The sequence below is a fragment of the Sphingopyxis sp. NFH-91 genome (genome assembly GCF_021401285.1).
In the GTDB taxonomy this organism is placed as follows: domain Bacteria; phylum Pseudomonadota; class Alphaproteobacteria; order Sphingomonadales; family Sphingomonadaceae; genus Sphingopyxis; species Sphingopyxis terrae_A.
Map to the genome: position 1 here is coordinate 24,587 of NZ_JACBGA010000013.1, position 24,515 is coordinate 49,101.

Sequence of the window (24,515 nt, forward strand, 5' to 3'; positions counted from 1 at the left end):
TTAGATCTTGCCGGTCAGTTCGGGCACCGCGCTGAACAGATCAGCGACGAGGCCGAGATCGGCGACCTGGAAGATCGGAGCGTCTTCGTCCTTGTTGATCGCGACGATCGTCTTCGAATCCTTCATCCCCGCAAGGTGTTGGATCGCGCCCGAGATGCCGATCGCGAAATAGACTTCCGGCGCGACGATCTTGCCGGTCTGGCCCACCTGATAGTCGTTGGGGACATAGCCTGCGTCGACCGCAGCACGCGAAGCGCCGAGCGCGGCGCCGAGCTTGTCGGCTAGCGGCACGATGACTTCCTGATATTTCTCGCTCGAACCCAGTGCACGGCCGCCCGACACGATGATCTTCGCCGAGGTGAGTTCGGGACGATCCTGCTTGGCGATTTCGGCGCCGACGAAGCTCGAAATGCCGGCGTCGCCGCCAGCCGAGACGGCTTCGATCGCGCCCGAACCGCCGGTCGCCGCTGCCTTCTCGAACGCAGTGCCGCGCACGGTGATGACGAGCTTCGCGTCCGAGCTTTCGACGGTCGCGATCGCGTTGCCGGCGTAGATCGGACGTGTGAAGGTCTTGGGACCTTCGACCGACAGGATTTCCGAAATCTGCATCACGTCGAGCAGCGCGGCAACGCGCGGCGCGATATTCTTGCCGGTCGTCGTCGCAGGCGCGACGAACGCGTCGTGCGACCCCATGAGGTCGGCGACGAGCGGCGCGATATTTTCGGGCAGATTGTGACCGAAGGCTGCGTTGTCGGCGACATGCACCTTGCCGACGCCCGCGATTTCCGACGCCGCCTTGGCAACGCCATCAACACCTTCGCCGGCGACGAGAAGATGGACTTCGCCAAGCTTCGAAGCCGCGGTTACTGCGGCGAGCGTGGCATCCTTGACGGCGCTACCGTCATGTTCGACCCAAACGAGCGTTTTCATGAGTGCACTCCCATCGCCTTGAGCTTGGCAACCAGTTCATCGACATCGGCGACCTTGATCCCGGCCTGGCGGACGGGCGGCTCCGACACCTTGACCGTCTTGACGCGCGGCGTCGTGTCGACGCCGTAATCGGCGGGCGCCTTGGTATCGAGCGGCTTCGACTTCGCCTTCATGATGTTCGGCAGCGACGCATAGCGCGGCTCATTCAGACGCAGGTCGGTGGTGACGATCGCGGGAAGCTTCAGCTTCACCGTTTCGAGACCGCCGTCGACTTCGCGCGTCACGCTGACATGATCGCCCTCGACATTGACCGCGCTGGCGAAAGTGCCCTGCGCCCAGCCGGTGAGCGCGGCGAGCATCTGGCCGGTCTGGTTGTTGTCGCCGTCGATCGCCTGCTTGCCGAGGATCACGAGACCCGGCGTTTCGGCATCGGCAATCGCCTTCAATATCTTCGCGATCGCGAGCGGTTCGGCTTCATCGTCGGTCTGGACGAGGATCGCGCGGTCGGCACCCATCGCGAGCGCGGTGCGCAGCGTTTCCTGCGCCTTCGCCGGGCCGACGCTGACGGCGACGATCTCGGTCGCGACGCCCTTTTCCTTGAGGCGGATCGCCTCTTCGACCGCGATTTCGTCGAACGGGTTCATCGACATCTTGACGTTGGCAAGGTCAACGCCCGTGCCGTCCGCCTTGACCCGCGGCTTCACGTTGTAATCGAGCACCCGCTTCACGGGGACGAGGATTTTCATGGCTTTTCAGCTCCTCTCGAAAAATTGTGCAGTGCGCCATAATTGGCGTTTACGTAAACGTCAACCTGTTGGCGCCCCCTTCCGCCCCAAGAGCGGAAGGGGAAAACCGGTCAGGCCGCCTTGGCAACCTCGGCGACGATCTTCTTCGCCGCGTCGCCCAGATCGTTCGCGGGAACGATTGCGAGACCCGAGTTTGCCAGGATTTCCTTGCCCTTTTCGACGTTGGTGCCTTCCAGGCGGACGACGAGCGGCACCGACAGATTCACTTCCTTCGCCGCGGCAACGATGCCTTCGGCGATGATGTCGCATTTCATGATGCCGCCGAAGATGTTGACGAGGATGCCCTGAACGGCGGGATCCTTGAGGATGATCTTGAACGCCGCGGTGACCTTTTCCTTGTTCGCGCCGCCGCCGACGTCGAGGAAGTTGGCCGGGAAAGCGCCGTTGAGCTTGATGATGTCCATCGTCGCCATCGCAAGGCCGGCGCCATTGACCATGCAGCCGATATTGCCGTCGAGCTTGATGTAGGCGAGGTCATATTCGCTCGCCTCGACTTCGGCCGGATCTTCTTCGGTCAGATCGCGCAGCTCGGCGAGATCCTTGTGACGGAACATCGCGTTCGAATCGAAGCCGACCTTCGCGTCGAGGACATAGAGCTTGTCGCCCTCGTCGGTCGGACAGATGGCGAGCGGGTTGATTTCGATCTGCGAAGCATCGGTGCCGAGGAACGCGGCATAGAGGCCCTCGAGGATCTTTGCCGCCTGCTTGGCAAGATCGCCCGACAGGTCGAGCGCCTTGGCCACCGCACGGCCGTGGTGCGGCATCAGGCCGGTGGCGGGATCGATGGTGATGGTGTGGATCTTTTCAGGCGCCGAGTGCGCGACTTCCTCGATGTCCATCCCGCCTTCGGTCGACGCAACGACCGCGATGCGGCTGGTGGCGCGATCGACGAGCAGCGCGAGGTAGAATTCCTTGCCGATGTCGACGCCGTCGGTGATGTACAGGCGGTTGACCTGCTTGCCGGCCTCGCCGGTCTGGATCGTCACCAGCGTGTTGCCCAGCATGTCCTTGGCGTGCGCTTCGACTTCCTCGATGCTCTTGGCGAGGCGAACGCCGCCCTTGGCATCGGGGCCGAGTTCCTTGAACTTGCCCTTGCCGCGGCCGCCCGCGTGGATCTGTGTCTTGACGACGTAAAGCGGTCCGGGGAGCTGCTTTGCCGCCGCGACGGCTTCCTCGACACTCATCGCGGGAATGCCCTTGGGCACCGCGACGCCAAATTTCGCGAGCAGTTCCTTGGCCTGATATTCGTGGATGTTCATGAGCTCTGCCGGGCCTTTCGACTCTGTAAGCGGGGAGATATGCGGCGCCGCATAAGCACAAGTTGCGCGGCAAGGCTACCCCTGCCGCGCCCAGAAATTCTTGACACGGACCAAAGCGGCGGCCTGATCAGCGCAGCGCACACACCGCGGCGGAGCTGGTCGTCACCGCCAATATCTCCGGATCCTTGAGCGCGCGGACCTTGCGGAAGAACTGGTCGAGCGTCAGGTCGGTGATTTCACGGTCCTTCAGGCTGCCCAGCGCCGACAGGCGGCGAAGCTGGACGAGCGACAGCCGGTCGACCATGCGCCCCGCCATGCACGTCGCCATCGTCTTCGACAGACCCGCATTCTGGAGTCCGCTGCGCAGCCGCGTCTCGGGCGTCGCGCAGGCGGACAGGACCAGCGGCAGCGCCAGCAGCGGAACCATCACCCGTTTCATCGAAGCCTACTTTCCGTGAAATTCGGCCACCGCGCCGGAGACCGCCTGCATCAGCGCCATGCGCGCGGGTATCGACGCCGATGTGTCGCCCAGCATCACGACGATGGCATAGCGCGTGCCGTCAGGCGCGGTGGCGATGCCGATATCGTTATAGCCTGCCGTCTCGCCTTTGTAATCCTGGCCGGTGCCGGTCTTGTGCATGAAGTCCCAGCCCGAGGGGAGCCCGGCCTTCAGCCGCTTCGGCCCGCTGCGCGTCCGGCTCATCACGCTCATCAGATACTGCGTCGATTCGGGCGACAGCAGCGCCCCGCGCGCCAGCCGGGTCAAGGCGCTCGCGATCGCCGCCGGCGCGGCGCCGTCCATCGGATTGGCAAGATAGGCCTCGCGTGCCGACTTGCGCGTCGAATCGGGAAGCGCGGCGCGCGCCTGCTGAAAGGCGTTGCCACGCGAATAGCTCTGCTGCCACGCAAGGCCGGCGGTCGCGCTCTGCAACAGGCGCTCGCCGGGACCGAAACGGATCGATCCCAGATCCTTCTTCGCGATGAAGCGCCGGACCGCCTCGGGACCACCCACGGTGCGCAGCAGGCTGTCGTTGGCGGTGTTGTCGCTGTGCGTGATCGCGGTTTCGATAAGCTCGCGCACGCTCATCGTCACCTTGCCTTCCGACCGCACGCGCGCCGCGAGCGGCTGATGGAACAGGGTGAGGTCGTTGGGGCCAATGTCCACCCGGCGGTCGAGGCTGAGCTTGCCCTGGTCGACCGCATCGAGCACGGTCATCGCCACCCACAGTTTCGACACGCTCTGCTGCGGGAATAATTCCCCGCCGCGTTCCGAAAAGGACCATTCGCCGTCGATGCGCTGGACGGCGATGCCGGTCTTGCCGGGGAAAGTCCGCCAAAGCTGCGAAATCCGGTCGCTCAGGCCACTCGGCGGGCGCCGGAAGCCCGGATCGACGACGTCCTTGGGGGGCGCATTCACGGCGCGCGCCGGCGTTGCGGTGCTGACCGGCGGCCCGATGGGCACGCTGACCGCTCCGCGCGGCGCCGTTTGCGCCTGCCGCGGCGTCGGCACCAGTGCCGCACCGCTGACACAGCCCGCCAGCGCCATTCCGCCGATCGCCATACCGAGCAGCCGCCTGCTCGAAAATCCCAACGCCATCATAACCCCGCAACCCGCGACCAGTTTATCGCCCGACCTTTTGGCCGGCACCATGCGTCCCGCACTCCGCCTGCGCGGACCAGCGATTTGCGGTGAATGATTCCTATCGCGCGATAAATGGCGGAACGCTGAACGGCTTGCCGCGTGCGGCGCCGTTCAGGGCGCCGGGGTTGCCCGCACCCATTCGGGATAGAGGCGTTTCAGCGCCGCCAGCTTGGGCGCATCCCAGCGGCGGATATAGCCATTGTCGGGATGCAGGCGCATGAAATCCTGATGATAGGCTTCGGCGCGGTAAAAGCCTTTGTAGCTTTCGACCGGGACCACGATCGGCGCCTTGAAATAATGGCCCTTGCCGATCTGCGCGAGATACGCTGTCGCAACCTGCCGCTGCGCGGCATCCATCGGCACGATCGCGGCACGATATTGGGTGCCGCTGTCGGGCCCCTGGCGGTTTTTCAGCGTCGGATCGGCGACCACGGAAAACAGGATGCGCAGCAAGGTGCCATAGCTGACCACCGACGGGTCATAGACGATGCGAACCGACTCGGCGTGTCCGGTCGTGCCGGACGAGGTCTGGTCATATTCGGCGGTGGCCTTGCTACCGCCATGATAGCCCGATTCGACCGACACGACGCCCTTCACATTGGAAAAGACACCTTCGACGCCCCAGAAGCATCCGCCCGCGAGCACCGCAACGGCGCGCTTCGCCTTCACTGCGGGATCGACGGCCGCCGCGGGGAGCTTGACGACGCCTTCCGCCTGCGCGGGCGCGCACTGCGCCAGCACCGCGGCAGCGATCAGCGCGGCGAAGGGGCGCCGCATCGCGGTCAGATCGGCATGGCGACCGCCGGCTGATTCAGCACGACGATCAAGGCGCCAATGGCGAAGCCGGCGAGCATGGTCGGAAACCAGTCGGAGCGGAACATCGAAAACATAAAAGCCTCTTTTTGTCATATTGTCGTTTTCGCGGGGGAGGCCCCCTCGGTTACAGCGACGATATGGCGCGCCCCGTGCCGCCGTGCAGTGACCGCCATCACCCATAAAGATGATGGCTTACTATCCGGTGAACCGGATGGCGGGGCAGCGTTCAGGCAGCGCCCGTCCGGCGCCGCGGTCAGCGCAGCGCGGCGCAGGCCTGCTGGATGCGGATGCACGCTTCCTTGAGCACCGCCTCCGACGTCGCATAGGAAACGCGGAAGGCTGGCGACAGACCGAAGGCCGCGCCATGCACCGCCGCGACGCGCGCGGTGTCGAGGAAATAGTCGATCAGCGCTTCGTCGCTGTCGATCGGCTTGCCGTCGGGGGTCGTCTTGCCCATGCAGCCGCTCGCGTCGGGATAGACATAGAAGGCCCCGTCGGGAACCGGGCAGTTCAGCCCTGGCGCGTCATTGAGCATCGCGACCACCATGTCGCGGCGCTTGCGGAACGCGGCGTTGCGCTCCTCGAGAAACTGCTGCGGCCCGCCGAGCGCGGCCACCGCGGCGGCCTGCGCCACCGAACAGGGGTTCGACGTCGACTGCGACTGCAGCTTGCCCATCGCCTTGATCAGCCATGCGGGACCGCCGGCATAGCCGATGCGCCAGCCGGTCATCGCATAGGCCTTGGAACAGCCGTTGACGGTCAGGATACGGTCGATCAGGTCGGGGCAGCGCTGCGCCAGCGTCGAGAAGGCGAAATCGGCGTACCAGACATGTTCGTACATGTCGTCGGTCATCACCATCACATGCGGATGGCGGCGGATGACCTCGCCCAGCGCGTCGAGCTCTCCGGGCGAATAGGCGGCGCCCGACGGGTTCGACGGCGAATTGAAGATGATCCAGCGCGTCTTCGCGGTGATCGCGGCGTCGAGCTGTTCGGGCGTGATCTTGTAATGCTGCGCCGCCGACGCCTCGATCGTCACCGGCGTGCCGCCGGCAAAGGCGACGATGTCGGGATAGCTGACCCAATAGGGCGCCGGGATGATCACCTCATCACCAGGATCGACCGTCGCGACGAGCGCGTTGAAGAGCGTATGCTTGCCGCCGACATTGACCGTGATCTGGTCGAGCCCGAACTCGAGCCCATTGTCGCGGCGGAACTTGCCACGGATCGCTTCCTTGAGCGCGACCGTGCCGTCGACGAGCGTATATTTGGTCTGGCCGCCGCGGATCGCCTCGATCGCCGCTTCCTTGACGAAATCGGGCGTGTCGAAATCGGGCTCGCCCGCCGACAGGCCGATCACGTCGACGCCGTCCGCTTTCAGCTTGGTGACGCGCGCGGTCATTGCGAGCGTGGCCGAGGGCTGGATGCGATTGAGGGCGGCGGAGGTGTGCGGCTTCAGCGACATGACGATACTTTCCGTGGCTTGCGCGGACAGGCTGCAAAATGACAGGAAATTGCGCGGGGCCGCGCCTAAAGCCTCCGCCCGCAATAGGCAAGCCGGCGGCGCCATAAATTAGCTATGCAAGCCGAAAGTCAGCCTGCGGGCTGCGCCAGCCGTGCCGGAATCAGCCCGCGCAGCGAATTGCCGATGAAAAAGCCTTCCGCCAGATCGGCGACGCGCAGATGCGACTCGACCGCCCGTCCCTTTTCGACGAGTTCGGCGCGCAGCACGCCGGGCAAGAGGCCGAGCGACAGCGGCGGTGTGAGCAACAGGCCGTCGCGCTCGACGAAGATGTTGCTCCAGCTTCCTTCGGTCACGAATCCCGGTTCGTCGACGAACACGACTTCGGCGGTGCCGTGCGCCGCGCGCACCGCATCATAGGCGCCGCGCAGGCTGGTCTTGTGGGTCAGACGGAAATCGCCCGGAGCGAGCGGCGCCGGCGCGACGGCGACCGGTACCGGCAGCTCGGCAAGCCGCGGCAGCGGCGACACCTCGACCGCGAGCGCGCCCGAGGGCGCCAGCCGCATCCGCACGCGCGCGGCGCTGCGCAGGCGAAAAGTCGCCGACTGCAGATTGTTGCGCGCGCCGTGGCGATCGAAATGAAAACCCAGTGCCTCGGCGCTCGCCTTCATGCGCGCCAGATGCCCCTCGAGCCGCTGGACGCCGTCCACGGGATCGAAGTGCATCGTCTCGATCAGATCGAAGCTTTGCCCGGCAGCGACCACAAATTCCCCCTTGGCCAGACATTCGCGCCATTCTTCAGCCGGTTCGCTGTCGGCGACGATTCCGGAACCCAGCCCCAGCGTGGCGCAATGCGCTCCGTCGCGCAAGTCGCGCTGCGACGGAAAGACGAGCGTGCGGATCGCGACATTGAACGCCGCCTCGCCATCGGGCGCGATGAAGCCGATCGAACCAGTGTAAATCCCGCGCGGCTCGGCCTCCAGTTCGTCGATGATCTCCATCGCCCGCACCTTGGGTGCGCCGGTGATCGACCCGCATGGAAAGGCGGCGCGCAGCACGTCAGCGCCGCCCTTGTCCGCAGGGAGCGCTGCGGTGACGTCGGAGACAAGCTGATGAATCGTGGGATAGGTCTCGACGCGAAACAGTTCGGGCACCGCGACCGATCCGGCCTCGGCAACGCGCGACAGATCGTTGCGGAGCAGATCGACGATCATCAGATTTTCAGCACGCTGCTTGGGATCCAGCGCGAGCGCCCGCGCCGCGCGCGCGTCGCTTTCGGGATGGGCGCGGCGCGCGGCCGTGCCCTTCATCGGCCGCGCCATCACCGCGCCGCCGCGCAGCGTAAAGAAAAGCTCGGGCGACAGCGACGCGATCGCCTGCTCGCCGGTCCAGATGAAACCGCCATATCCCGCGCGCGCCGTCTGCCGCAGCCGCGCATAGACGGCGAGAGGATCGCCCGCGAAGGGCACGTCGGCGCGAAAGGTCAGATTGGCCTGATAAATGTCGCCGGCGCGAATATAATCGAGAACCCGCGCGACAGCGGCTTCGTAATCCGCACGCGCCACGCGCGGACGTGGTGCGCCGATCCAGGCGGCACCGGGGTCGGGTAGAAGCGACGCAACTGCGTCGGCATCGATCCGCTCAACACGCTCGAACAGGCCAAACCAGCCGAGCGGCGCATCGAAGTTCGTCGGCGCGGCAGAGCGGTGCCGCGAGGCGGGCGCCAGCGCCTTGCCTCCATCATAAGCGAGGTAGCCAGCGGCGTGCAGCCCGCGCGCGCGCGCGGCCGCCAGCCCATCGAGCAGAGCCGCCACGTCCCGCACCGCGCGGGCGCAGAGGATTTCTATCGGATCGCGGAACAGCCGCGCGCACGCTGCATTCTCTGCCCGCGCGTCGTCGAGCAGTACAAAGGGCGAAGCGCCAGCCGTCGGCCGGCTCAATCGCGCGGTCGTGGTCATGGCACGGCAGTCAAAGGCGCCAGGTGGTCAGCGGTCGCGCTTCATGCGGATCGACCGCCCACCCTCTACGCTGGCAAAATAGCTGCCCATCGTCGCGGTCTTGATATGGATCTTCTGGCCGGGCTTAGGTTGCCGCGGCAATACCGTCGTATCGATCTGCGACCAGACGGCACCGTCTTCCATCGTCATCGTATATTTCCCCGACCGGTCCATGCTCACCGATTTGATGACCGTATCGATCTCGCGCACCTCATCCTCGTCGCCGCCGAAAATGCCGCCGAGCTTGGGAAAGCTGAACCCGAACAGGCCACGGCGCGTCTTCTTGGCCGTTTCGCGGTCGGTAAAGACAATTTCGCGGGCCTCGTCCGCACTGGCAAGCGACCCAACCTCGCGGTCGAAACAGGCAAGACGCTGCGTCGGATCGGCGATGTCGCGGCAAGCATAGAGCTGTTCGATCTGCGCCGGGCGGGGCGCCGCCTTGTCTTTGTCCTTTGCAGACGCCGGGGTCACGACCAGACAGCCCATGACGGCAACGGCCGCGACGATCCGAGATGAAAGCTGCGACATGACAATCCCCCTGCAAAGACGATGGCCCTGCCTAGCCGCCGCGGCGTCGGCCCGCAAGCGCGCTGCCGATTGCGATATCGGCTTACTGACCCTAGTGTAAGGAAATCCCGCCTCATTTTGCGAAAGGACGCCATCCCCCGATGGGCACGCTCTACGACTGGTCGACCGATTATCGCCATCCCGCCCCATGGAACCAGTCGTTCGCGCCCCTCTCGCTGCCTGCCATGCTCGCCGACAGCGTCGCGCGGCGCGGCGAAGCGCCGATGCTCGACTTCATGGGGCGCCGTTTCAGCTATGCCGAAGTCGCGGACGGGGTCGCCCGCGTCGCGCGCGGCCTGCAGAAGCGCGGTATCGGCAAGGGCAGCCGGGTCGGCCTGTTCCTGCCCAACGTCCCGCATTATGTCGCCGCCTATTATGGCGCGCTTGCCGCCGGTGCGACCGTGGTCAATTTCTCGCCGCTCTACACGGTCGCCGAACTCGAGGCGCAGGTGGAGGATTCGGGAACCGACACGCTGTTCACGATCAGCGCCTCGGCGCTGTTGCCGACCGCGCTCGCGGTGCTCGAGGGGTCGAGCCTGAAGCGGCTGGTCGTCGGCTCGATCGCCGGCGGGCTGCCCGCGGCCAAGTCGATCCTCTACCGCCTGTTCCGGCGCAAGGAGACGGCGGCGGTGCCCGACGATCCGCGCATCATCCGTTTTTCGGCGCTGACCGACAATGATGCTCGCCCCGATCCGGTCGCCATCGACCCGGAAGGCGATGTCGCGCTGATCCAGTATACCGGTGGCACCACGGGCACGCCGAAGGGCGCGATGCTGACGCACCAGAATCTGACCGCCAACGCGCGGCAGGTCAATGCGATCGACCCCGACCGCGACGCCGACGACCGCATCCTCGGCGTGCTGCCTTTCTTCCACGTCTTCGCCAATACCTGCGTCCTCAACCGGACGGTGCTGAACGGCGGCATGATCGCGATGCTCCCCCGCTTCGACGCGAAACAGGCGCTGCAGACGATCACCCGGACGAAGGCGACGGCGCTGCCCGGCGTACCGACCATGTATCAGGCACTGCTCGACCATCCCGACCTTGCCAAGACCGATTTCTCCAGCTTGCGGGTCTGCATTTCGGGGGGCGCGCCGATGCCCGCCGAGCTGCGTGAGAAATTCGTTGCAGCAACCGGCGCGTCGCTCGTCGAAGGCTATGGCCTCACCGAAAGCGCCGGGGTCGTCGCGACCAACCCCTATGAGGGACCGGTCAAGGCCGGGACGATCGGCCAGCCGATCCCCGCGACCCATATCCGCCTGCTCGACAAGGAAGATCCGGTCAAGGACGCGCCGATGGGCGAGCCCGGCGAGCTCGCGGTCAAAGGGCCGCAGATCATGCGCGGCTACTGGAACCGCCCCGATGCCGACCAGGACAGCTTCACCGCCGACGGCTGGCTGCGCACCGGCGACGTAGCAACGATCGACGCCGACGGCTATATCCGCATTGTCGACCGGCTGAAGGACATGATCGCGGTCGGCGGCTTCAAGGTCTATCCGAGCGAGATCGAGCACAAACTCTACCAGCATCCGGCGGTGAAGGAGGCGATCGTCCTCGGCGTCCCCGATCCCTATCGCGGCGAACACCCCAAGGCCTTCGTCACGCTGGAAGAGGGCTATGACGTCTCGGGCGACGCGCTCGCCGCCTGGCTCAACCCGCAACTCGGCAAGCATGAACGCGTGAGCGCCGTCGAGGTGCGCGATCATCTGCCCAAGACGATGATTGGCAAACTGGACCGCAAGGCCTTGCGGGCCGAAACGGGGGGATGACAACCGCCCCTCCTCGCCCCTGCCTTCGCGGGGGTGACCGGAAGCGGCAGGATAGAAATGTCATAATGTGATATTGTAACCTTTGTCATGTTATGCCATATCAAGGCCCGCAATTGCTTTCCTTGGAGAATCGGGTGACGCACGTCGCCAGCCATGCCCCTGTTCTGACGCGCCTTGGCGCGCTGGTTCGGGCTGCGCGCGATTCGCGGCCGCTGACCGCTTTGACGGGCGATCAGCTCGCCATCGGCCTGTCGGGCCTGTGCCTCGTCCACTGCCTTGCCAGCACGATCTTCTTTGCCTCGATCGCCTCGGTCGGCGGCGCTTTGCTGCATCCCGCTTTTCACGAGATCGGGCTGGTCGTCGCGATCGGTTTTGCGCTGGTGACGCTCGTCGCAGGGGTGCTCAGCCACGGCTATATGATGCCTTTCGCGGTCGGCAGCTTCGGGCTGGGCATGATGGCGGGCGCTCTGTCGAGGCCGCATGACGGCAGCGAAGTGCTCGCGACGATGATCGGGGTCGCGGTCGTCGCGCTCGGGCACGATCTCAATCGCCGCGCGGCGCACTGATACGCATTGCCCGCAGCTTGCGGGCGCCCCCCAAAGCGCCTACATTATCCCCATGGGCAAGCACGAACATGCGCATATCGAGGCCAGCGGCGCCTCGCTCGCCAATGCGGCGCAGGACGCGCTCGAAAAGGCCGGCGAAGCGTGGACCGACATGCGCGCGCAGATTTTCGATGCGGTCGCCGAAATTGGCAAGCCAGCGAGCGCCTATGAAATCGCCGACATCGTCTCGCAAAAACGCGGCAAGCGGGTCGCGCCCAACAGCGTCTATCGTATCCTCGACCTGTTCGTTGCCAACAATCTCGTCCGCCGGGTCGAAAGCGCCAATGCCTTTGTAGCCAACAGCCATCCCGGCTGCCTGCACGACTGCATCTTCCTGATCTGCGACAGCTGCGGCAATGCCGTCCATGTCGATAATGACAAGCTGTCCGACGGCGTGCGCGCTGCCGCCGCCGCGACCGGATTTGCCGCCGAGCGCCCGGTGATCGAGGTGCGCGGCAAATGCGCCGAGTGCCAATAGATTGAATGCGGGCGCGCCGCCAGCGGTACGCTGGTGGCTCGCGGCGCTTTTCCTCGGTTCGGCACCATAACGGTCGGCCTTTGGCTGAGCCAAAGCTTCCCGCAAGACAGCTTCGCCGCCGAGCCGGGCTACGGTGCACCGGTGCTTGCCTTCGAGTTCGCGGGTGGGCAGGACGATCTTCTCGCGATCTTCGGACCCGATAGCGACGCGCGGCAGGCCGGGCGCGTCGCCGCAATGCGGGGCCGTCCACTCCTCGTCGCACCCACCGAGCTACCCCTTCGCCCTGTCGTCCGCCCGTCCGCGCGCCGCCCGGCGAGCCCGCCCGCGACCGGTTTCGGGCGCCGCAGGCGCTGACCCCTTTCCGTTGCCGCGATGCGGGTCTAGGGAAACCGCGACTCACGAAACCGGGCAAAGGGCTGCACATGAACACCGTCATCATCCGCGAGGACGACCTCATCGAAACCGTCGCCGACGCGCTCCAGTACATCAGCTATTTTCACCCGATGGACTATATCCGCGCCCTGGGCGCTGCCTATGAGCGCGAAGTTTCGCCCGCTGCGAAAGACGCGATGGCGCAGATCCTCTCGAACAGCCGCATGTGCGCCGAGGGGCACCGCCCTATCTGCCAGGACACGGGCATCGTCACCGTGTTCGTCAAATGGGGCATGGACTGCCGCCTCGACAGCCCCCGCAGCCTGCAGCAGGTCGTCGACGAAGGGGTCCGCCGTGCCTATCTCCACCCCGACAACAAGCTGCGCGCCTCGATCCTCGCCGACCCGGCGTTCAGCCGCGTCAATACCAAGGACAACACGCCGTCGGTGCTGAATGTCGAAATGGTCCCCGGCGACAAGGTGCATATCGACGTCGCGGCGAAGGGCGGCGGCAGCGAGAACAAGTCGAAGTTCAAGATGATGAACCCGTCGGATTCGATCGTCGACTGGGTGCTCGAAATGGTGCCCCAGATGGGCGCCGGCTGGTGCCCCCCCGGCATGCTCGGCATCGGCATCGGCGGCACTGCCGAAAAGGCGATGCTGCTGGCCAAACAGTCGCTGATGGACCCGATCGACATGACCGAATTGCTCGCGCGCGGGCCGAGCAATCCGACCGAGGAACTGCGCATCGAGCTGTATGAAAAGGTCAATGCGCTCGGCATCGGCGCGCAGGGGCTTGGCGGCCTCGCGACCGTGCTCGACATCAAGATCAAGGATTGGCCGACCCACGCCGCGTCTAAGCCGGTCGCCATGATCCCCAATTGCGCCGCGACCCGCCACGCGCATGTCACGCTTGATGGCAGCGGCCCCGCCTATCTCGAAAAGCCGGTGCTCGCCGACTATCCGCAGATCGACTGGGCTCCCGACAGCGCCGCGAAACGCGTCGACCTTGACACGCTGACGCCCGAAGTCGTTGCCAGCTGGAAACAGGGCGACCGCATCCTTCTCAATGGCAAGATGCTCACCGGCCGCGATGCCGCGCACAAGCGCATCGCCGACATGCTCGCCAAGGGCGAAGAGCTGCCCGTCGAATTCAAGGGCCGCGTCATCTATTATGTCGGCCCGGTCGATCCGGTGGGCGAAGAAATCGTCGGCCCCGCCGGCCCCACCACCGCGACGCGCATGGACAAGTTCATGGACATGATGCTCGATCAGGGGCTGCTCGCCTGCGTCGGCAAGGCCGAACGCGGCCCCGCCGCGACGCAGGCGATCGCCAAGCACAAGAGCGCCTATCTGATGGCGGTCGGGGGCGCAGCCTATCTCGTGGCGCGCGCGATCAAGGGCAGCAAGGTCGTCGGCTTCGCCGACCTCGGCATGGAGGCGATCTACGAATTCGAGGTCAAGGACTTCCCCGTCACCGTCGCGGTCGACAGCGAAGGCCAGAATGTCCACGTCAACGCGCCGAAAATCTGGCAAAAGCGGATCAAGGACGAAGGGCTGCTCGAGAAAGCCTAACCATCAAAAGCTGCTCTTTCGTTCCCGTCACCCCGGCAAAGATCGGGGTCTCGCCGGTGCATCCTTGCCATCCCCTCCAATTTGAAGAACACTCCCTCACGGCATACACAGCATAGGGGACGCGTGATGGATTTCCGGGAGATTGACCGATTGGACCGCCGCGCATTGCTGCGCGGCACTGCGATGCTGGGCGCGGGTGCGATGATGATGCGGCCGCTGCCGACGCTCGCCGCAAGCGGCCCGATGGCGGCGATCCGCAAGGCGGCCGAGGCCGGCAAGGAGGCGTCGGTCAAGCGGCTGCGCGACTGGATCGGCCTGCCCTCGATCGCGGCGGAAAATCGCAACATGGCCGAAGGTGCGGCCTATATGGCCGAACTTGCGAGGGACGCGGGCTTTTCAAATGTCGAGATCGTTCCGACCGACGGCCAGCCCGGAGTGTTCGGCACCATCGATGTCGGCGCGCCGCGCACCCTTGGCATCTATTTCATGTACGATGTGAAACAGTTCGACCCTGCCGAATGGTCGTCGCCGCCGCTCGAAGGCAAGATGGTCGACAAGCCGGGCTTTGGTCTGTCGATCGTCGGGCGCGGCGCGGTGAACCAGAAGGGGCCCGAGGCGACCTTCCTCGCGGCGCTTCACGCGATCCGCGCTGCCAAGGCGAAATTGCCCGTCAACATCGTCCTGATCTGCGAGGGCGAGGAGGAGATCGGATCGCCACATTTCCGCCAGGTCGCGACCAAACCGAACGTGCTCGCCGCGCTCAAGAAATGCGACGGCATTTTCATCCCCTTCGCCTCGCAGGACAAGACCGGCGCAGTCGATGTCAATCTGGGGTCGAAGGGCATCATCGAACTTGAACTGATCGCCAGCGGTGAAAAATGGGGCCGGGGCCCCCAGGGCGACGTTCATTCCAGCCTGAAGGCGATGCTCGATTCGCCGGCGTGGCGGTTGGTGCAGGCGCTCCAGACGCTCGTCACGCCCGACGGTAACACGCCGGCGATCGAGGGCTGGTTCGAAAATGTCCGTCCGCTTACCGAGCGCGAAAAGATGCTGATCCGCGAAGCCGCAAAGGGCGCTGACGAGGCGGCCGAAAAGCAGGCGCTCGGCGTCAATGTCTGGATCGACAACCTCAAATATGACGATGCGCTGATCCGGCTCGCGCAGGAACCGACGGTCAATATCGAAGGGTTGGTCGCGGGCTACACCGGTCCCGGCGGCAAGACGATCCTTCCCGGCCGCGCGGTGGCGAAGCTCGACCTGCGCCTCGTCCCCAACCAGACGCGCGCCGAGGCCGAAAAGAAGCTGCGCGCCCACCTCGACAAGCATGGCTTCACCGATGTCGAGATGAACGTGTCGGGCGGTTACGATCCGACCGAAGTCGCCGAGGACAGCCGCCTCGTCCGTACCGAGCTTGCCACCTACAAGGCGCTGGGCGTCAAGGCGAACATCAACGCGCGTCTGGCGGGAAGCTGGCCGGGCGCGACCTTCACCGCGCCGCCCGTGTCGATCCCCGCCGCCCATTTCGGCATTGGCCACGGGTCGGGCGCGCACGCGCCGAACGAATATTATCTGATCGATTCGACCAATCCCAAGGTCGCGGGCATGGTCGATGCGACGATGGGCTTCGCCGAATTTCTCTATACTCTCGCCGCGATCAAATGACCGGCGATCTCAACGGGGTCGCCCATGTCATCCTGACCGCCGGCGATTTCGCGCGTTCGACGGCTTTCTGGCGCGACCTCATCGGCTATCTCGAGCTCAAGGTCGTACTCGACAGCGACGCGATGCTTTACGGCGTCGGCGGCCGCACCGCGATCGGCATCCGGACCGGCAGCCCGGAAAATGCCGGAAAACGCTTCGATCAGGGCGCGCCGGGGCTGCATCATGCCTGTTTCCGGATGCGCGATCGGGACGCGGTCGACCGCCTCTATGCCTTTTTGAAGGACCGCAGCGACATCGTCTTCGTCCACGGCCCGCAGGAGGAGCCGTGGGCGCCGGGCTATTATTCGATCCTCTTTGAAGACCCCGACGGCATCCGCATCGAATTCAACCACGTCCCCGGCGTCGGCCTGCTCGAAGCGGGCCGCGAGATGGGCGGCGCCGAAATCTTCGATTAAAAGCCGTAAACGAGGGTGAAGCGGGTCAGCGTATCGACCGTCTTGACTCCCGCCGGCGGATGGGTGTCGATGTCGGCCGAATAGGAAACCCGCGCCGACAGCGCGCCCGAAAGCTTCGCATTGAGCGCGGTCAGCGAGCTGGTGGTCGTCGTGCGATCGCCGACGATCGTCGAGGCGACCTGCGTCAGCCGCAGGTTCGGCGACATCTGCCACCCGAAATCGAGCCCCGCGAGCCCGGTGAGCTCGCTCTCATGCCCACCCGCAACCAGTTCGGTCTGCCGCCACGCCGGGCCGGCTTTCAGGTTGAGCGTCATCTTCTTGCCGTCGATCAGCTTGTAGCCAAGCCCGCCCGACGCGCTCCAGCGCGCATCGAACCCCTGCATCCGGTCGCGCTCCCACCGGCCCAGGCCAAAGCCAAAGGCACGGTCGCCCATGCGGATTTGCGGTTCATATTCGGCAAGATATTTCTCGATCGTCGTCTTGCCATTGGTGCGCTGATAATCGGACTGAACGCGGAAGCGCTGATCCCAGTCCAGCCCCTTGCGCGCCAGTGCGATCCCCGCACTGAGCCCCGTCGAGCTCGAATTGCCCGAACTGTGCGAGGCACCGATCTGCCCCTCGCCCTTCCAATGCTGCCAGAATTTCGCGCTCGCCAGCCGCGCTCGCGCCGCATCGGCCGCCGCCTGCTTCTCGGCCGCGCGCTTGGCGCGATAATCGACCAGCAGCGCATCGATGTCGGCGACCTGTGCGGGGCTGGTCTTCTTGGCAAGCGCCCCCACCGCTTCTACATCGCCGTCCTTCTTGCTCGCCATGGCGGCGGCCAGCATCTGGAGGACCGGATCACGCTCGGGCTCCCGCTTGGTTCGCGCGCGCCAGGCCGAGAGGATCGCGTCGATTTCATCGAGCGATCGCGGATTGGTCGCCTTGGCGAGCGCCACCACGGTTTCCACATCCTTGCGCTCGCCGCTATCGATAGCGGCGCCAATCATCGCGCGCACCGGATCGGGCAAGGGCAAGGGCCGCACCTCCATCGCCGCCGTGACCGCCGGCACCGTCGCGGCGGGCAGCGCCGGACCGGTAACGGCGGCATGCGCCGGCGGCGCGCCGACAGCGGTCAGGAGAATGGCAACCGGCAGCGGCGCGAACTGTCTCATCGAACGGGATCCTTCTTGTGGGGATGCCCCGGGTGATTGTCCCCGGGACCGGTTTTCCGATCGGGCGTAGAGCCGTGCCGCCGCTCTTAACCGCAAAGCCGCTGGCATTTCCACCCATTAGGCCCCATTTGATGCGCATGTGGATCGCGATCATCGCCATTTTCTGCGCCGGGGTGGGCAATTTCGCAATGCACCGCGCCTTCATGGAAAGCGACGATCCGCTGGTACAGCAGATGGTCCGGCCGCTCGCCGACAAGGTGGGTCCGCACATCACCTACGTGTTCGAATTCCTGCTCCTCGTCGGCGCCATGGCGATCGCGACGCGCAACTGGTTCACCGCGATGCTGCTTTATGGCCTCTACACCATCTTCAACGCGATGGCGTTCAGCTGGGTGATGAATCGTCCGCGGTAAGCGGCTGAGGAATGCCATTATCTTGGCAGCGCAGCACCCCGCACGAGACTGCTCCCTTTACTTGCCCATCCACCTTCCTATGTCGGTTTGATGGTCAGCCCCGCGCCCTCGCTTCCCAAATCCTTTGCGCAGCTTTCGCCGGCCGAGGCCGCCGAATTGCTCGCGGCGCGCAAACTGCCGCCGGTCGAAAGCTGGCATCCGACGCGTACGGGCGACAGCGCGATGGAAATCCGCGCCGATGGCAGCTGGTATCATGAAGGCGGCCGGATCAACCGCCCGGCGATGGTGAAGCTTTTTTCGACCATCCTGCGCCGCGAACCCGATGGCGGCCATGTCCTCGTCACCCCGGCCGAAAAACTGGCGATTGCCGTCGAGGATACCGCCTTCCGCGCCGTCGAGATGAAAAGCGAGGGCGACGGCGCGGCGCGCACGCTGCTGTTCCGTCTCGACACCGACGATCTGGTCATGGCGGGCGCCGATCATCCGCTGTCCTTCGGACACGACCCCGACCGGCCCGACCCGCGGCTCCATGTGCGCGGCGCGATCGGCAACGGGCTGGAGGCGCGCATCGACCGCGCGCTCTATTACGAGATTGTCGAGATGGCGCTGGCCGAAGGCGGCGATCCGCCTGCCATCTGGTCGAACGGCGCCTGCTTTCCGCTGGTGGGCCGCTGATGCTCTCGGCAAAGCTGCGCGATGCGCTCGACAATCTGCTTCCCGATCATGGCGAAGATGAGGGCTATCTGCTCCATCGCGGCGATTCGCTGCGCGACGCAGCAGTGCTGATCGCCTTCACCGACCGGCCCGACCCCGGCGTCATCCTGACCCAGCGGCCGCAATGGCTGCGCAGCCATGCGGGACAGGTCGCCTTTCCGGGCGGCAAGATCGATCCCGGCGATACTGATGCGGTCGATGCGGCGCTGCGCGAAGCCGAAGAGGAAATCGGCCTGCACCGCCGCGATGTCGCGGTCGCCGGGACGACCGACGCCTATCGTTCGGGCAGCGGCTATCACATCACCCCGGTCCTCGGCGTCATCCCGCCCGACCTGCCGCTCGATCCCAATCCCGACGAGGTCGAGGACTGGTTCGAAGTGCCGCTCGACATCCTGTTCGATCCCGCCAATTACGAACGCCAGCAGGCGCATTGGCAAGGGCAGGTGCGCCGCTATTATGACATGCATTGGCAGGGACGGCGGATCTGGGGCGTGACGGCGGATATCATCATCAATCTGGCGCGGCGGCTGCCGCCCGGCTGGCATCGCTGAGATGGGGGTAACGATGCTGCCCGATGCCGCGTGGCGCGGCCGCGCCGGGTTGCGCCGGATCGTCGCCGCGCTCGGCGCCGATGCGGTGAAGATCGTCGGCGGGGCGGTGCGCGATACGCTGCTTGGCCTGCCCGTGACCGACATCGACCTTGCGACCCCGCTGTTGCCGCAAGAGGTGACGCGGCGGCTCGAGGCGGTCGATATCAAGGTCATTCCGACCGGCATCGCGCACGGCACGGTGACCGCGATCGCGAGCGGCGATCATCACGAGATCACGACGCTGCGCCGCGATGTCGAAACCGACGGCCGCCGCGCCACGATCGCTTTCGCCGACGACTGGCGCGAGGATGCGGCGCGGCGCGACTTCACGATCAATGCGCTCTACGCCGATCCGCTGACCGGCGCGGTCGATGACTGGTTCGGCGGGCTTGCCGATCTGCAGGCCGGCTGCGTCCGCTTCATCGGCGATGCAGCAACCCGGATCGCCGAGGATCATCTGCGCATCCTGCGCTTCTATCGCTTTGCGGCGCGTTTCGGGGACGGCGACCTCGAACCCGTCAGCCACGCCGCGGTGACCGCCGCGCGCCAGTCGCTCAAGAGTCTGTCGCGCGAGCGCATCGCCGACGAGTTGACCAAGATATTGTCGCTTCCCGATCCGCGCGCAATCGTCGGCCAGATGGCAGCCGACGGCATCTTCACGGTGATCCTGCCCGAACTCGATCCGGGGTTTGCGACCGCGCTCGACCGCTTGCTCGCCAATGAAAGCGCGGCGGCGGCTGCACCCGCGTCGCTGCGGCGGCTCGCCGCGCTGTTGCCCGCCGACGCCGGCATCGCCGATCAGGTCGCGAGCCGGCTGCGCCTGTCGACGCGGCAACGCAAGCATCTGTCGGCGATCAGCGCGTATCGCCACGACGCGCGGCCGGTTCGTCAGCTTGCCCATGCCATCGGGATCGAGGCGGCGCGCGACGCGCGGCTGCTCGGTGGGAATGAGGGTTATGCAGCGGCTGCGGTCGCGGCGCTCGACGGCTGGACCGTGCCGCAGCTTCCGGTGCGCGGCGGCGACATCGTTGCACGCGGCATCGCGGCGGGGCCGGAGGTTGCGCGCATCCTGCAAGGCGTCGAGGCGCAATGGGTGGCGGAGGATTATCCGGACGCCGCGCGCGTCGCGGAGCTGGTCGATCAGATGATCGGGCGGAGCAGCGACTGACGCCAATAGGCGATCGCCGCGCGGGCATCCATCGGCCGCGCGAACAGAAAGCCCTGACCGAAATCGCAGCCGAGCGCCGAAAGCAGGCGCGCCTGGTCGGCGGTTTCCACCCCCTCGGCCGTGGTACGCATGCCGAGCACTTCGGCAAGGCTCTGGATCGTGCGGACGATGGCCGCCTTGTCGCGGTCCTCGACCATATGGTCTACGAAGCTGCGATCGATCTTGAGGACGTCAAGCGGCAGGCGCTGGAGATAGGCGAGGTTCGAATAGCCGGTGCCGAAATCGTCCATCGCGACCCGGGCCTCGACCGCCTTGAGTTCGCTCAGCACCGACAGCGCCAGGTCGGGATCGCCGATGATCGCGCTTTCGGTGAGTTCGATCATCAGCCGGTCGCCGCCAATGCCGTGCCGCGCCAGCGCTTCGCGGACCACCGCCGCGACATCATCACGAACGAGCTGGATCGCCGAGACATTGACCGAGATATAGCAATTGACCGGGGCATCATTCTCGCGGTCCCACGCGGCGAGCGTTTCGGCAGCCTTGGCGATTGCCCATTGGCCGAGCGGGACGATCAGCCCCGAATCCTCTGCCACCGGGATGAATTCGGAGGGCGACACCGCGCGGCCGGCGCTGTTGTTCCAGCGCGCCAGCGCCTCGAAGCCCGCCACCTTGCCGGTCGACAGTTCGACGAGCGGCTGGAAGTCGAGGTGCAGCCGGTCTTCCTCGATCGCGTTGCGCAATTCGGTTTCGAGCCCGAAGCGATTGTCGGCGAGCAGCGCCGCCTCGGGTTCGTAGATTTCGATTCGGTCGGTCTGCTTCGCCCGCTTGAGCGCGATCTGCGCGTGGCGGATCTGATCGGCGACATCGGTGTCGGGCGCGGATTGAATGGCGCACCCCAGCGCGCAATCGACGCTGACCTTCAGCTCGCCGATGCGGAAGGGGTGGTCGAAGCAGCCGCGGATGCGGCGCGCCATTTCGCGGACGTCGGCCTTGCCGCCAGCGATACGCGTCGAGATGGCGAATTCGTCGCCGCCGGTTCGCGCCAATATGTCGCCGCTGCGCAGGCTCGATTTCAGGCGCCGCGCCACGGTGATGATCAGCTCGTCGCCGGCGAGCGGACCAATATGTTCGTTGATGCGGCTGAACCGCGCGAGATCGAGCAACAGGATGGCGTGATCGCCCGCTTCCTGCTCGGCACTGCGCTGTTCGACCAGCTCCTCGAATCCGGCGCGGTTGGGGAGGCCCGTCAGGCTGTCGGAAACAAGTTCGCGGCGCAGATTGCGCTCGGTCATCATTTCCTGCGTCCGGTCGATCAGGGTCAGCAGGAAAAGCGAATCGTCGCCGCTCTCGTCCGACAGCGGACCGATCGATCCGCGCAGGTCGCGCGCCGCCGGGCCTTCGCCCAGGCGGCAGGAAAATTCGTGGACGCCGCCAATATGCTGCGCGGCCTTTTCGATCGCGCGGCGCAGTTCGATCGGCGCCTCGACACCCGCCGGGGACAGGTCGAGCCGGTCGAAGGCGGCGTTGCTGGCGTGCAGGCGAAAATTGCCGCGTGCCAGCGGCCGCACAAGCGCGGCGGGGACCGGTAAGGCGTCGATCCAGCCGACAAACAAGGATGGCCGGTCTTCACCGGTTCTATCTATTGGCATAATAAAGGGTTTGATGCGACCTTTCCCCATTGGTCGATGCCTAAGTGACCGGAGGTAAAGAAGCTATTTACGGCAACGTAAATTGCGATCAGTCGAAGCGATTGTTACGCGGGAAACCGGTTGGCGGCATCCGCCCCGACGCACTGCGCGCGACGCGCCACGGCCCGAGGTCGGTTTCGGTGCGCACGCGCCCCGTCTCGCCGCCCATCGTCCAGCTCAGCCCCTCGGCAAAGACGAAGCTCGTCGCGTCGGACAGGCCGCCATCGCGATATTTCTGCAGCATCACGCCCTGACCGCGCGCCATCACCGGCACTTCGGCAATCGGGAAGACGACAAGTTTGCGGTTCTCGCCGATCACCGCGACGCTGTCATGGTCCGCCGCGATCGTGCGAACGACCGACAAGTGCGCCCTGGGCTTCAGATTGACGACATTGCGGCCCTTGCGCGTCTCGGCGATCACATCGGCCATCTGCGCGACGAAGCCGTGCCCGCTCGTCGAAGCGAGCAGCAGCCGGCCGTCGGCGCTCGCGGGGATCAGCGCGACGATACGGGCGTCGGGGTCGATGTCGACCATCAGGCGCAGCGGCTCGCCGAAGCCGCGGCCCCCGGGCAGCTTGTCGGCGCCTACGGTATAGAAGCGCCCGTCGCTCGCGGCGACAAGCAGCTTGTCGGTCGTCTGGGCATGCACCGCAAAGGCGAGTTCGTCGCCTTCCTTGAACTTGAACTCGCCCCATTGGTCCGCCGCGACATGGCCGCGCTGAGCGCGAATCCACCCGCGCTTCGACAGGATCACCGTCACCGGTTCCTTCTCGATCATCGCGTCGAGCGGAATGTCGCGCACCGGCGCGGCTTCAGCGATCGCGGTGCGCCGCGCGCCGAGCGGCGTGTCGAGGCCATAGACGGCCTTCAGCTTTTCCAGATCCTTGCGCAGCCGCGTCTTCTGGCGGTCCTTGCTGGCGACGAGCTTCGCCAGCTCTTCGCGCTCGGCGATCAGGTCGGCCTGCTCGCGCTTCAGCTCCATTTCCTCAAGCTTGCGCAAGCTGCGCAGGCGCATGTTGAGGATCGCCTCGGCCTGCCGGTCGGTCAGCTCGAATTCGGCCATCATCACCGCCTTCGGCTCGTCCTCGGTGCGGATGATCTCGATCACCCGGTCGAGGTTCAGGAAGGCGATGAGGTAGCCGCCGACCAGTTCCAGCCGATCGTCGATCTTGCCGATGCGATGCTCCGCGCGGCGAACGAGGACGATGATCTGATGCTGCAGCCATTCGGTGAGCAGTTGGTGCAGCCCCATCACCTTGGGCGTGCGCGTCGCATCGAGGACGTTGAGGTTGAGCGCGAAGCGGCTTTCGAGCTCGGTCAGCCGGTAAAGGCTTTCCTTCAGGATGTCGGGATCGACGTTGCGGCTCTTGGGCACCAGCACGATGCGGATATCCTCGGCGCTTTCGTCGCGGACATCTTCGAGGATCGGCAGCTTCTTGTCGGCGATAAGCTGCGCGATCGCTTCGATCAGCTTGCCCTTGGAAACGCCATAGGGAATCTCGCTGATGACGAGCTGCCATGTGCCGCCCGCCTGCTTCTCGATCCCCGTCTCCTCCCACGCGCCGTCCTGCTTGCCGGTCGAAAAGCGCGCGCGGACGCGAAAACTGCCGCGTCCGGTTTCATAGGCGTGGGCAATCGTCTCTGCGCTGTCGACGATGACGCCGCCGGTCGGGAAATCGGGGCCGCGCACATGCGTCAGCAGCTCGGCAAGCTCGGCCCTGGGATTATCGAGCAGGACGAGCGCGGCGTCGATCACCTCGGCGGCGTTGTGCGGCGGGATGTTGGTCGCCATGCCCACTGCAATGCCGCTCGCGCCATTGGCAAGCAGGTTGGGGAACAGGCCGGGCATGATCTCCGGCTCTTCGTCTTCGCCGTTATAGGTGGGACGGAAATCGACCGTGCCTTCGTCGAGCCCCTGCATCAGGTCGATCGCGACGCGCGTCAGCCGCGCCTCGGTATAACGATAGGCGGCGGCGTTATCGCCGTCGATGTTGCCGAAATTGCCCTGCCCGTCGACCAGCGGATAGCGCAGCGAAAAATCCTGCGCGAGGCGGACCATCGCATCATAGACCGCAGTGTCGCCGTGCGGGTGAAATTTACCGATGACGTCGCCGACGACGCGCGCCGACTTCTTGTAGCCCTGCGACGGGTCGAGCCGCATCGCGCGCATCGCCCACAAGAGGCGGCGATGCACGGGTTTCAGCCCGTCGCGCAGGTCGGGCAGCGACCGCGCCGTGATCGTCGACAGCGCATATACCAGATAGCGCTCCGACAGCGCGCTGCCGAAGGGGGTGTCGATGTTGCCGGGTTCAGGAGGCGGAAGGTCGTCGGTGGTGCTGGCCATTGTCGCGGCGCGATAGCAATCCTAGCGCATCAACGCAAAGGGCTTGGGAG

At 65.6% G+C, this 24,515-nt stretch carries 23 protein-coding genes; 11 read left to right on the forward strand and 12 right to left on the reverse strand.

The annotated features are described in order from the left end of the window. The 9 genes from L0963_RS18330 to L0963_RS18370 all read right to left on the reverse strand — a co-directional run bounded on the left by L0963_RS18330 (position 1) and on the right by L0963_RS18370 (position 9,440). On the reverse strand, positions 1–930 hold the full coding sequence (locus tag L0963_RS18330) for an electron transfer flavoprotein subunit alpha/FixB family protein (protein WP_186401146.1): 930 nt from the start codon (positions 928–930) through the stop codon (positions 1–3). Further along, the gene (locus tag L0963_RS18335; RefSeq protein ID WP_186401147.1) at positions 927–1,676 is read right to left on the reverse strand and encodes an electron transfer flavoprotein subunit beta/FixA family protein; all 750 of its coding nucleotides are present in this window, start codon (positions 1,674–1,676) and stop codon (positions 927–929) included. Before L0963_RS18335 ends, L0963_RS18330 begins: the two co-directional genes overlap by 4 nt. Positions 1,677–1,786: 110 nt before the next feature. Then, positions 1,787–2,995: an ADP-forming succinate--CoA ligase subunit beta gene (sucC, locus tag L0963_RS18340; protein WP_234181078.1), complete on the reverse strand. Its 1,209-nt coding sequence runs from the start codon at positions 2,993–2,995 to the stop codon at positions 1,787–1,789. Between the two features lie 127 nt (positions 2,996–3,122). Beyond that, complete coding sequence (locus tag L0963_RS18345; RefSeq protein ID WP_062901011.1) at positions 3,123–3,434, reverse strand: hypothetical protein; 312 nt, start codon at positions 3,432–3,434, stop codon at positions 3,123–3,125. A gap of 6 nt (positions 3,435–3,440) precedes the next feature. After that, on the reverse strand, positions 3,441–4,556 hold the full coding sequence (bla, locus tag L0963_RS18350) for a class A beta-lactamase (RefSeq protein ID WP_234181080.1): 1,116 nt from the start codon (positions 4,554–4,556) through the stop codon (positions 3,441–3,443). Positions 4,557–4,748: 192 nt separating this feature from the next. Beyond that, positions 4,749–5,414, reverse strand: coding sequence for a peptide-methionine (S)-S-oxide reductase MsrA (gene msrA / locus L0963_RS18355; protein ID WP_217373134.1), 666 nt, complete (start codon positions 5,412–5,414; stop codon positions 4,749–4,751). Positions 5,415–5,706: 292 nt separating this feature from the next. Continuing rightward, positions 5,707–6,918 carry a pyridoxal phosphate-dependent aminotransferase gene (locus L0963_RS18360; protein ID WP_234181082.1) on the reverse strand — a complete coding sequence of 404 codons (1,212 nt, stop codon included), beginning with the start codon at positions 6,916–6,918 and terminating at the stop codon, positions 5,707–5,709. 128 nt (positions 6,919–7,046) lie between these two features. Beyond that, positions 7,047–8,873 (reverse strand): aminodeoxychorismate synthase component I, encoded by a 1,827-nt coding sequence (gene pabB / locus L0963_RS18365; RefSeq protein ID WP_234181084.1) that lies wholly within the window; start codon positions 8,871–8,873, stop codon positions 7,047–7,049. A 27-nt stretch (positions 8,874–8,900) separates the two neighbouring features. After that, complete coding sequence (locus L0963_RS18370; protein WP_234181087.1) at positions 8,901–9,440, reverse strand: hypothetical protein; 540 nt, start codon at positions 9,438–9,440, stop codon at positions 8,901–8,903. Positions 9,441–9,580: 140 nt separating this feature from the next. On the opposite strand from L0963_RS18370, the gene L0963_RS18375 reads away from it, so the two are divergent. From L0963_RS18375 to L0963_RS18405, 7 genes are all read left to right on the forward strand, one after another. Further along, positions 9,581–11,248: a long-chain-fatty-acid--CoA ligase gene (locus L0963_RS18375; RefSeq protein ID WP_234181089.1), complete on the forward strand. Its 1,668-nt coding sequence runs from the start codon at positions 9,581–9,583 to the stop codon at positions 11,246–11,248. Between the two features lie 134 nt (positions 11,249–11,382). Beyond that, positions 11,383–11,814: a MerC domain-containing protein gene (locus L0963_RS18380; RefSeq protein ID WP_082819829.1), complete on the forward strand. Its 432-nt coding sequence runs from the start codon at positions 11,383–11,385 to the stop codon at positions 11,812–11,814. A 52-nt stretch (positions 11,815–11,866) separates the two neighbouring features. Continuing rightward, positions 11,867–12,331, forward strand: coding sequence for a Fur family transcriptional regulator (locus tag L0963_RS18385; RefSeq protein WP_003042824.1), 465 nt, complete (start codon positions 11,867–11,869; stop codon positions 12,329–12,331). 33 nt (positions 12,332–12,364) lie between these two features. Then, positions 12,365–12,685 (forward strand): hypothetical protein, encoded by a 321-nt coding sequence (locus L0963_RS18390; protein WP_062901016.1) that lies wholly within the window; start codon positions 12,365–12,367, stop codon positions 12,683–12,685. A 68-nt stretch (positions 12,686–12,753) separates the two neighbouring features. Then, complete coding sequence (locus tag L0963_RS18395; protein ID WP_062901017.1) at positions 12,754–14,277, forward strand: fumarate hydratase; 1,524 nt, start codon at positions 12,754–12,756, stop codon at positions 14,275–14,277. Positions 14,278–14,403: 126 nt separating this feature from the next. After that, on the forward strand, positions 14,404–15,939 hold the full coding sequence (locus tag L0963_RS18400; protein WP_234181090.1) for a M20/M25/M40 family metallo-hydrolase: 1,536 nt from the start codon (positions 14,404–14,406) through the stop codon (positions 15,937–15,939). Next, positions 15,936–16,394, forward strand: a complete 459-nt coding sequence (locus L0963_RS18405; protein WP_234181092.1) for a VOC family protein — start codon at positions 15,936–15,938, stop codon at positions 16,392–16,394. Before L0963_RS18400 ends, L0963_RS18405 begins: the two co-directional genes overlap by 4 nt. Here the strand turns inward: L0963_RS18405 and L0963_RS18410 are convergent. Next, entirely contained in the window at positions 16,391–17,548 is a 1,158-nt protein-coding gene (locus L0963_RS18410; RefSeq protein WP_234181094.1) for a DUF481 domain-containing protein, read from the reverse strand. The genes L0963_RS18405 and L0963_RS18410 overlap by 4 nt on opposite strands. Positions 17,549–17,679: 131 nt before the next feature. Here L0963_RS18410 and L0963_RS18415 point away from each other — a divergent pair, with 131 nt between their 5' ends. From L0963_RS18415 to L0963_RS18430, 4 genes are all read left to right on the forward strand, one after another. Then, complete coding sequence (locus L0963_RS18415; protein WP_003042843.1) at positions 17,680–17,961, forward strand: hypothetical protein; 282 nt, start codon at positions 17,680–17,682, stop codon at positions 17,959–17,961. A gap of 90 nt (positions 17,962–18,051) precedes the next feature. Further along, complete coding sequence (locus tag L0963_RS18420) at positions 18,052–18,636, forward strand: DUF1285 domain-containing protein (RefSeq protein WP_062901020.1); 585 nt, start codon at positions 18,052–18,054, stop codon at positions 18,634–18,636. Beyond that, positions 18,636–19,226 (forward strand): CoA pyrophosphatase, encoded by a 591-nt coding sequence (locus tag L0963_RS18425; protein ID WP_186401155.1) that lies wholly within the window; start codon positions 18,636–18,638, stop codon positions 19,224–19,226. The genes L0963_RS18420 and L0963_RS18425 overlap by 1 nt, the downstream gene beginning before the upstream one ends. A 13-nt stretch (positions 19,227–19,239) precedes the next feature. Beyond that, the gene (locus L0963_RS18430) at positions 19,240–20,433 is read left to right on the forward strand and encodes a CCA tRNA nucleotidyltransferase (protein WP_234181096.1); all 1,194 of its coding nucleotides are present in this window, start codon (positions 19,240–19,242) and stop codon (positions 20,431–20,433) included. Here L0963_RS18430 and L0963_RS18435 read toward each other — a convergent pair. Together L0963_RS18435 and parC are read right to left on the reverse strand one after the other, a co-directional pair. Next, entirely contained in the window at positions 20,406–22,046 is a 1,641-nt protein-coding gene (locus L0963_RS18435) for a putative bifunctional diguanylate cyclase/phosphodiesterase (protein ID WP_062901023.1), read from the reverse strand. The genes L0963_RS18430 and L0963_RS18435 overlap by 28 nt on opposite strands. Before the next feature lie 124 nt (positions 22,047–22,170). Then, positions 22,171–24,465 (reverse strand): DNA topoisomerase IV subunit A, encoded by a 2,295-nt coding sequence (gene parC, locus L0963_RS18440; protein ID WP_062901024.1) that lies wholly within the window; start codon positions 24,463–24,465, stop codon positions 22,171–22,173. Between the last annotated feature and the right edge of the window lie 50 nt (positions 24,466–24,515).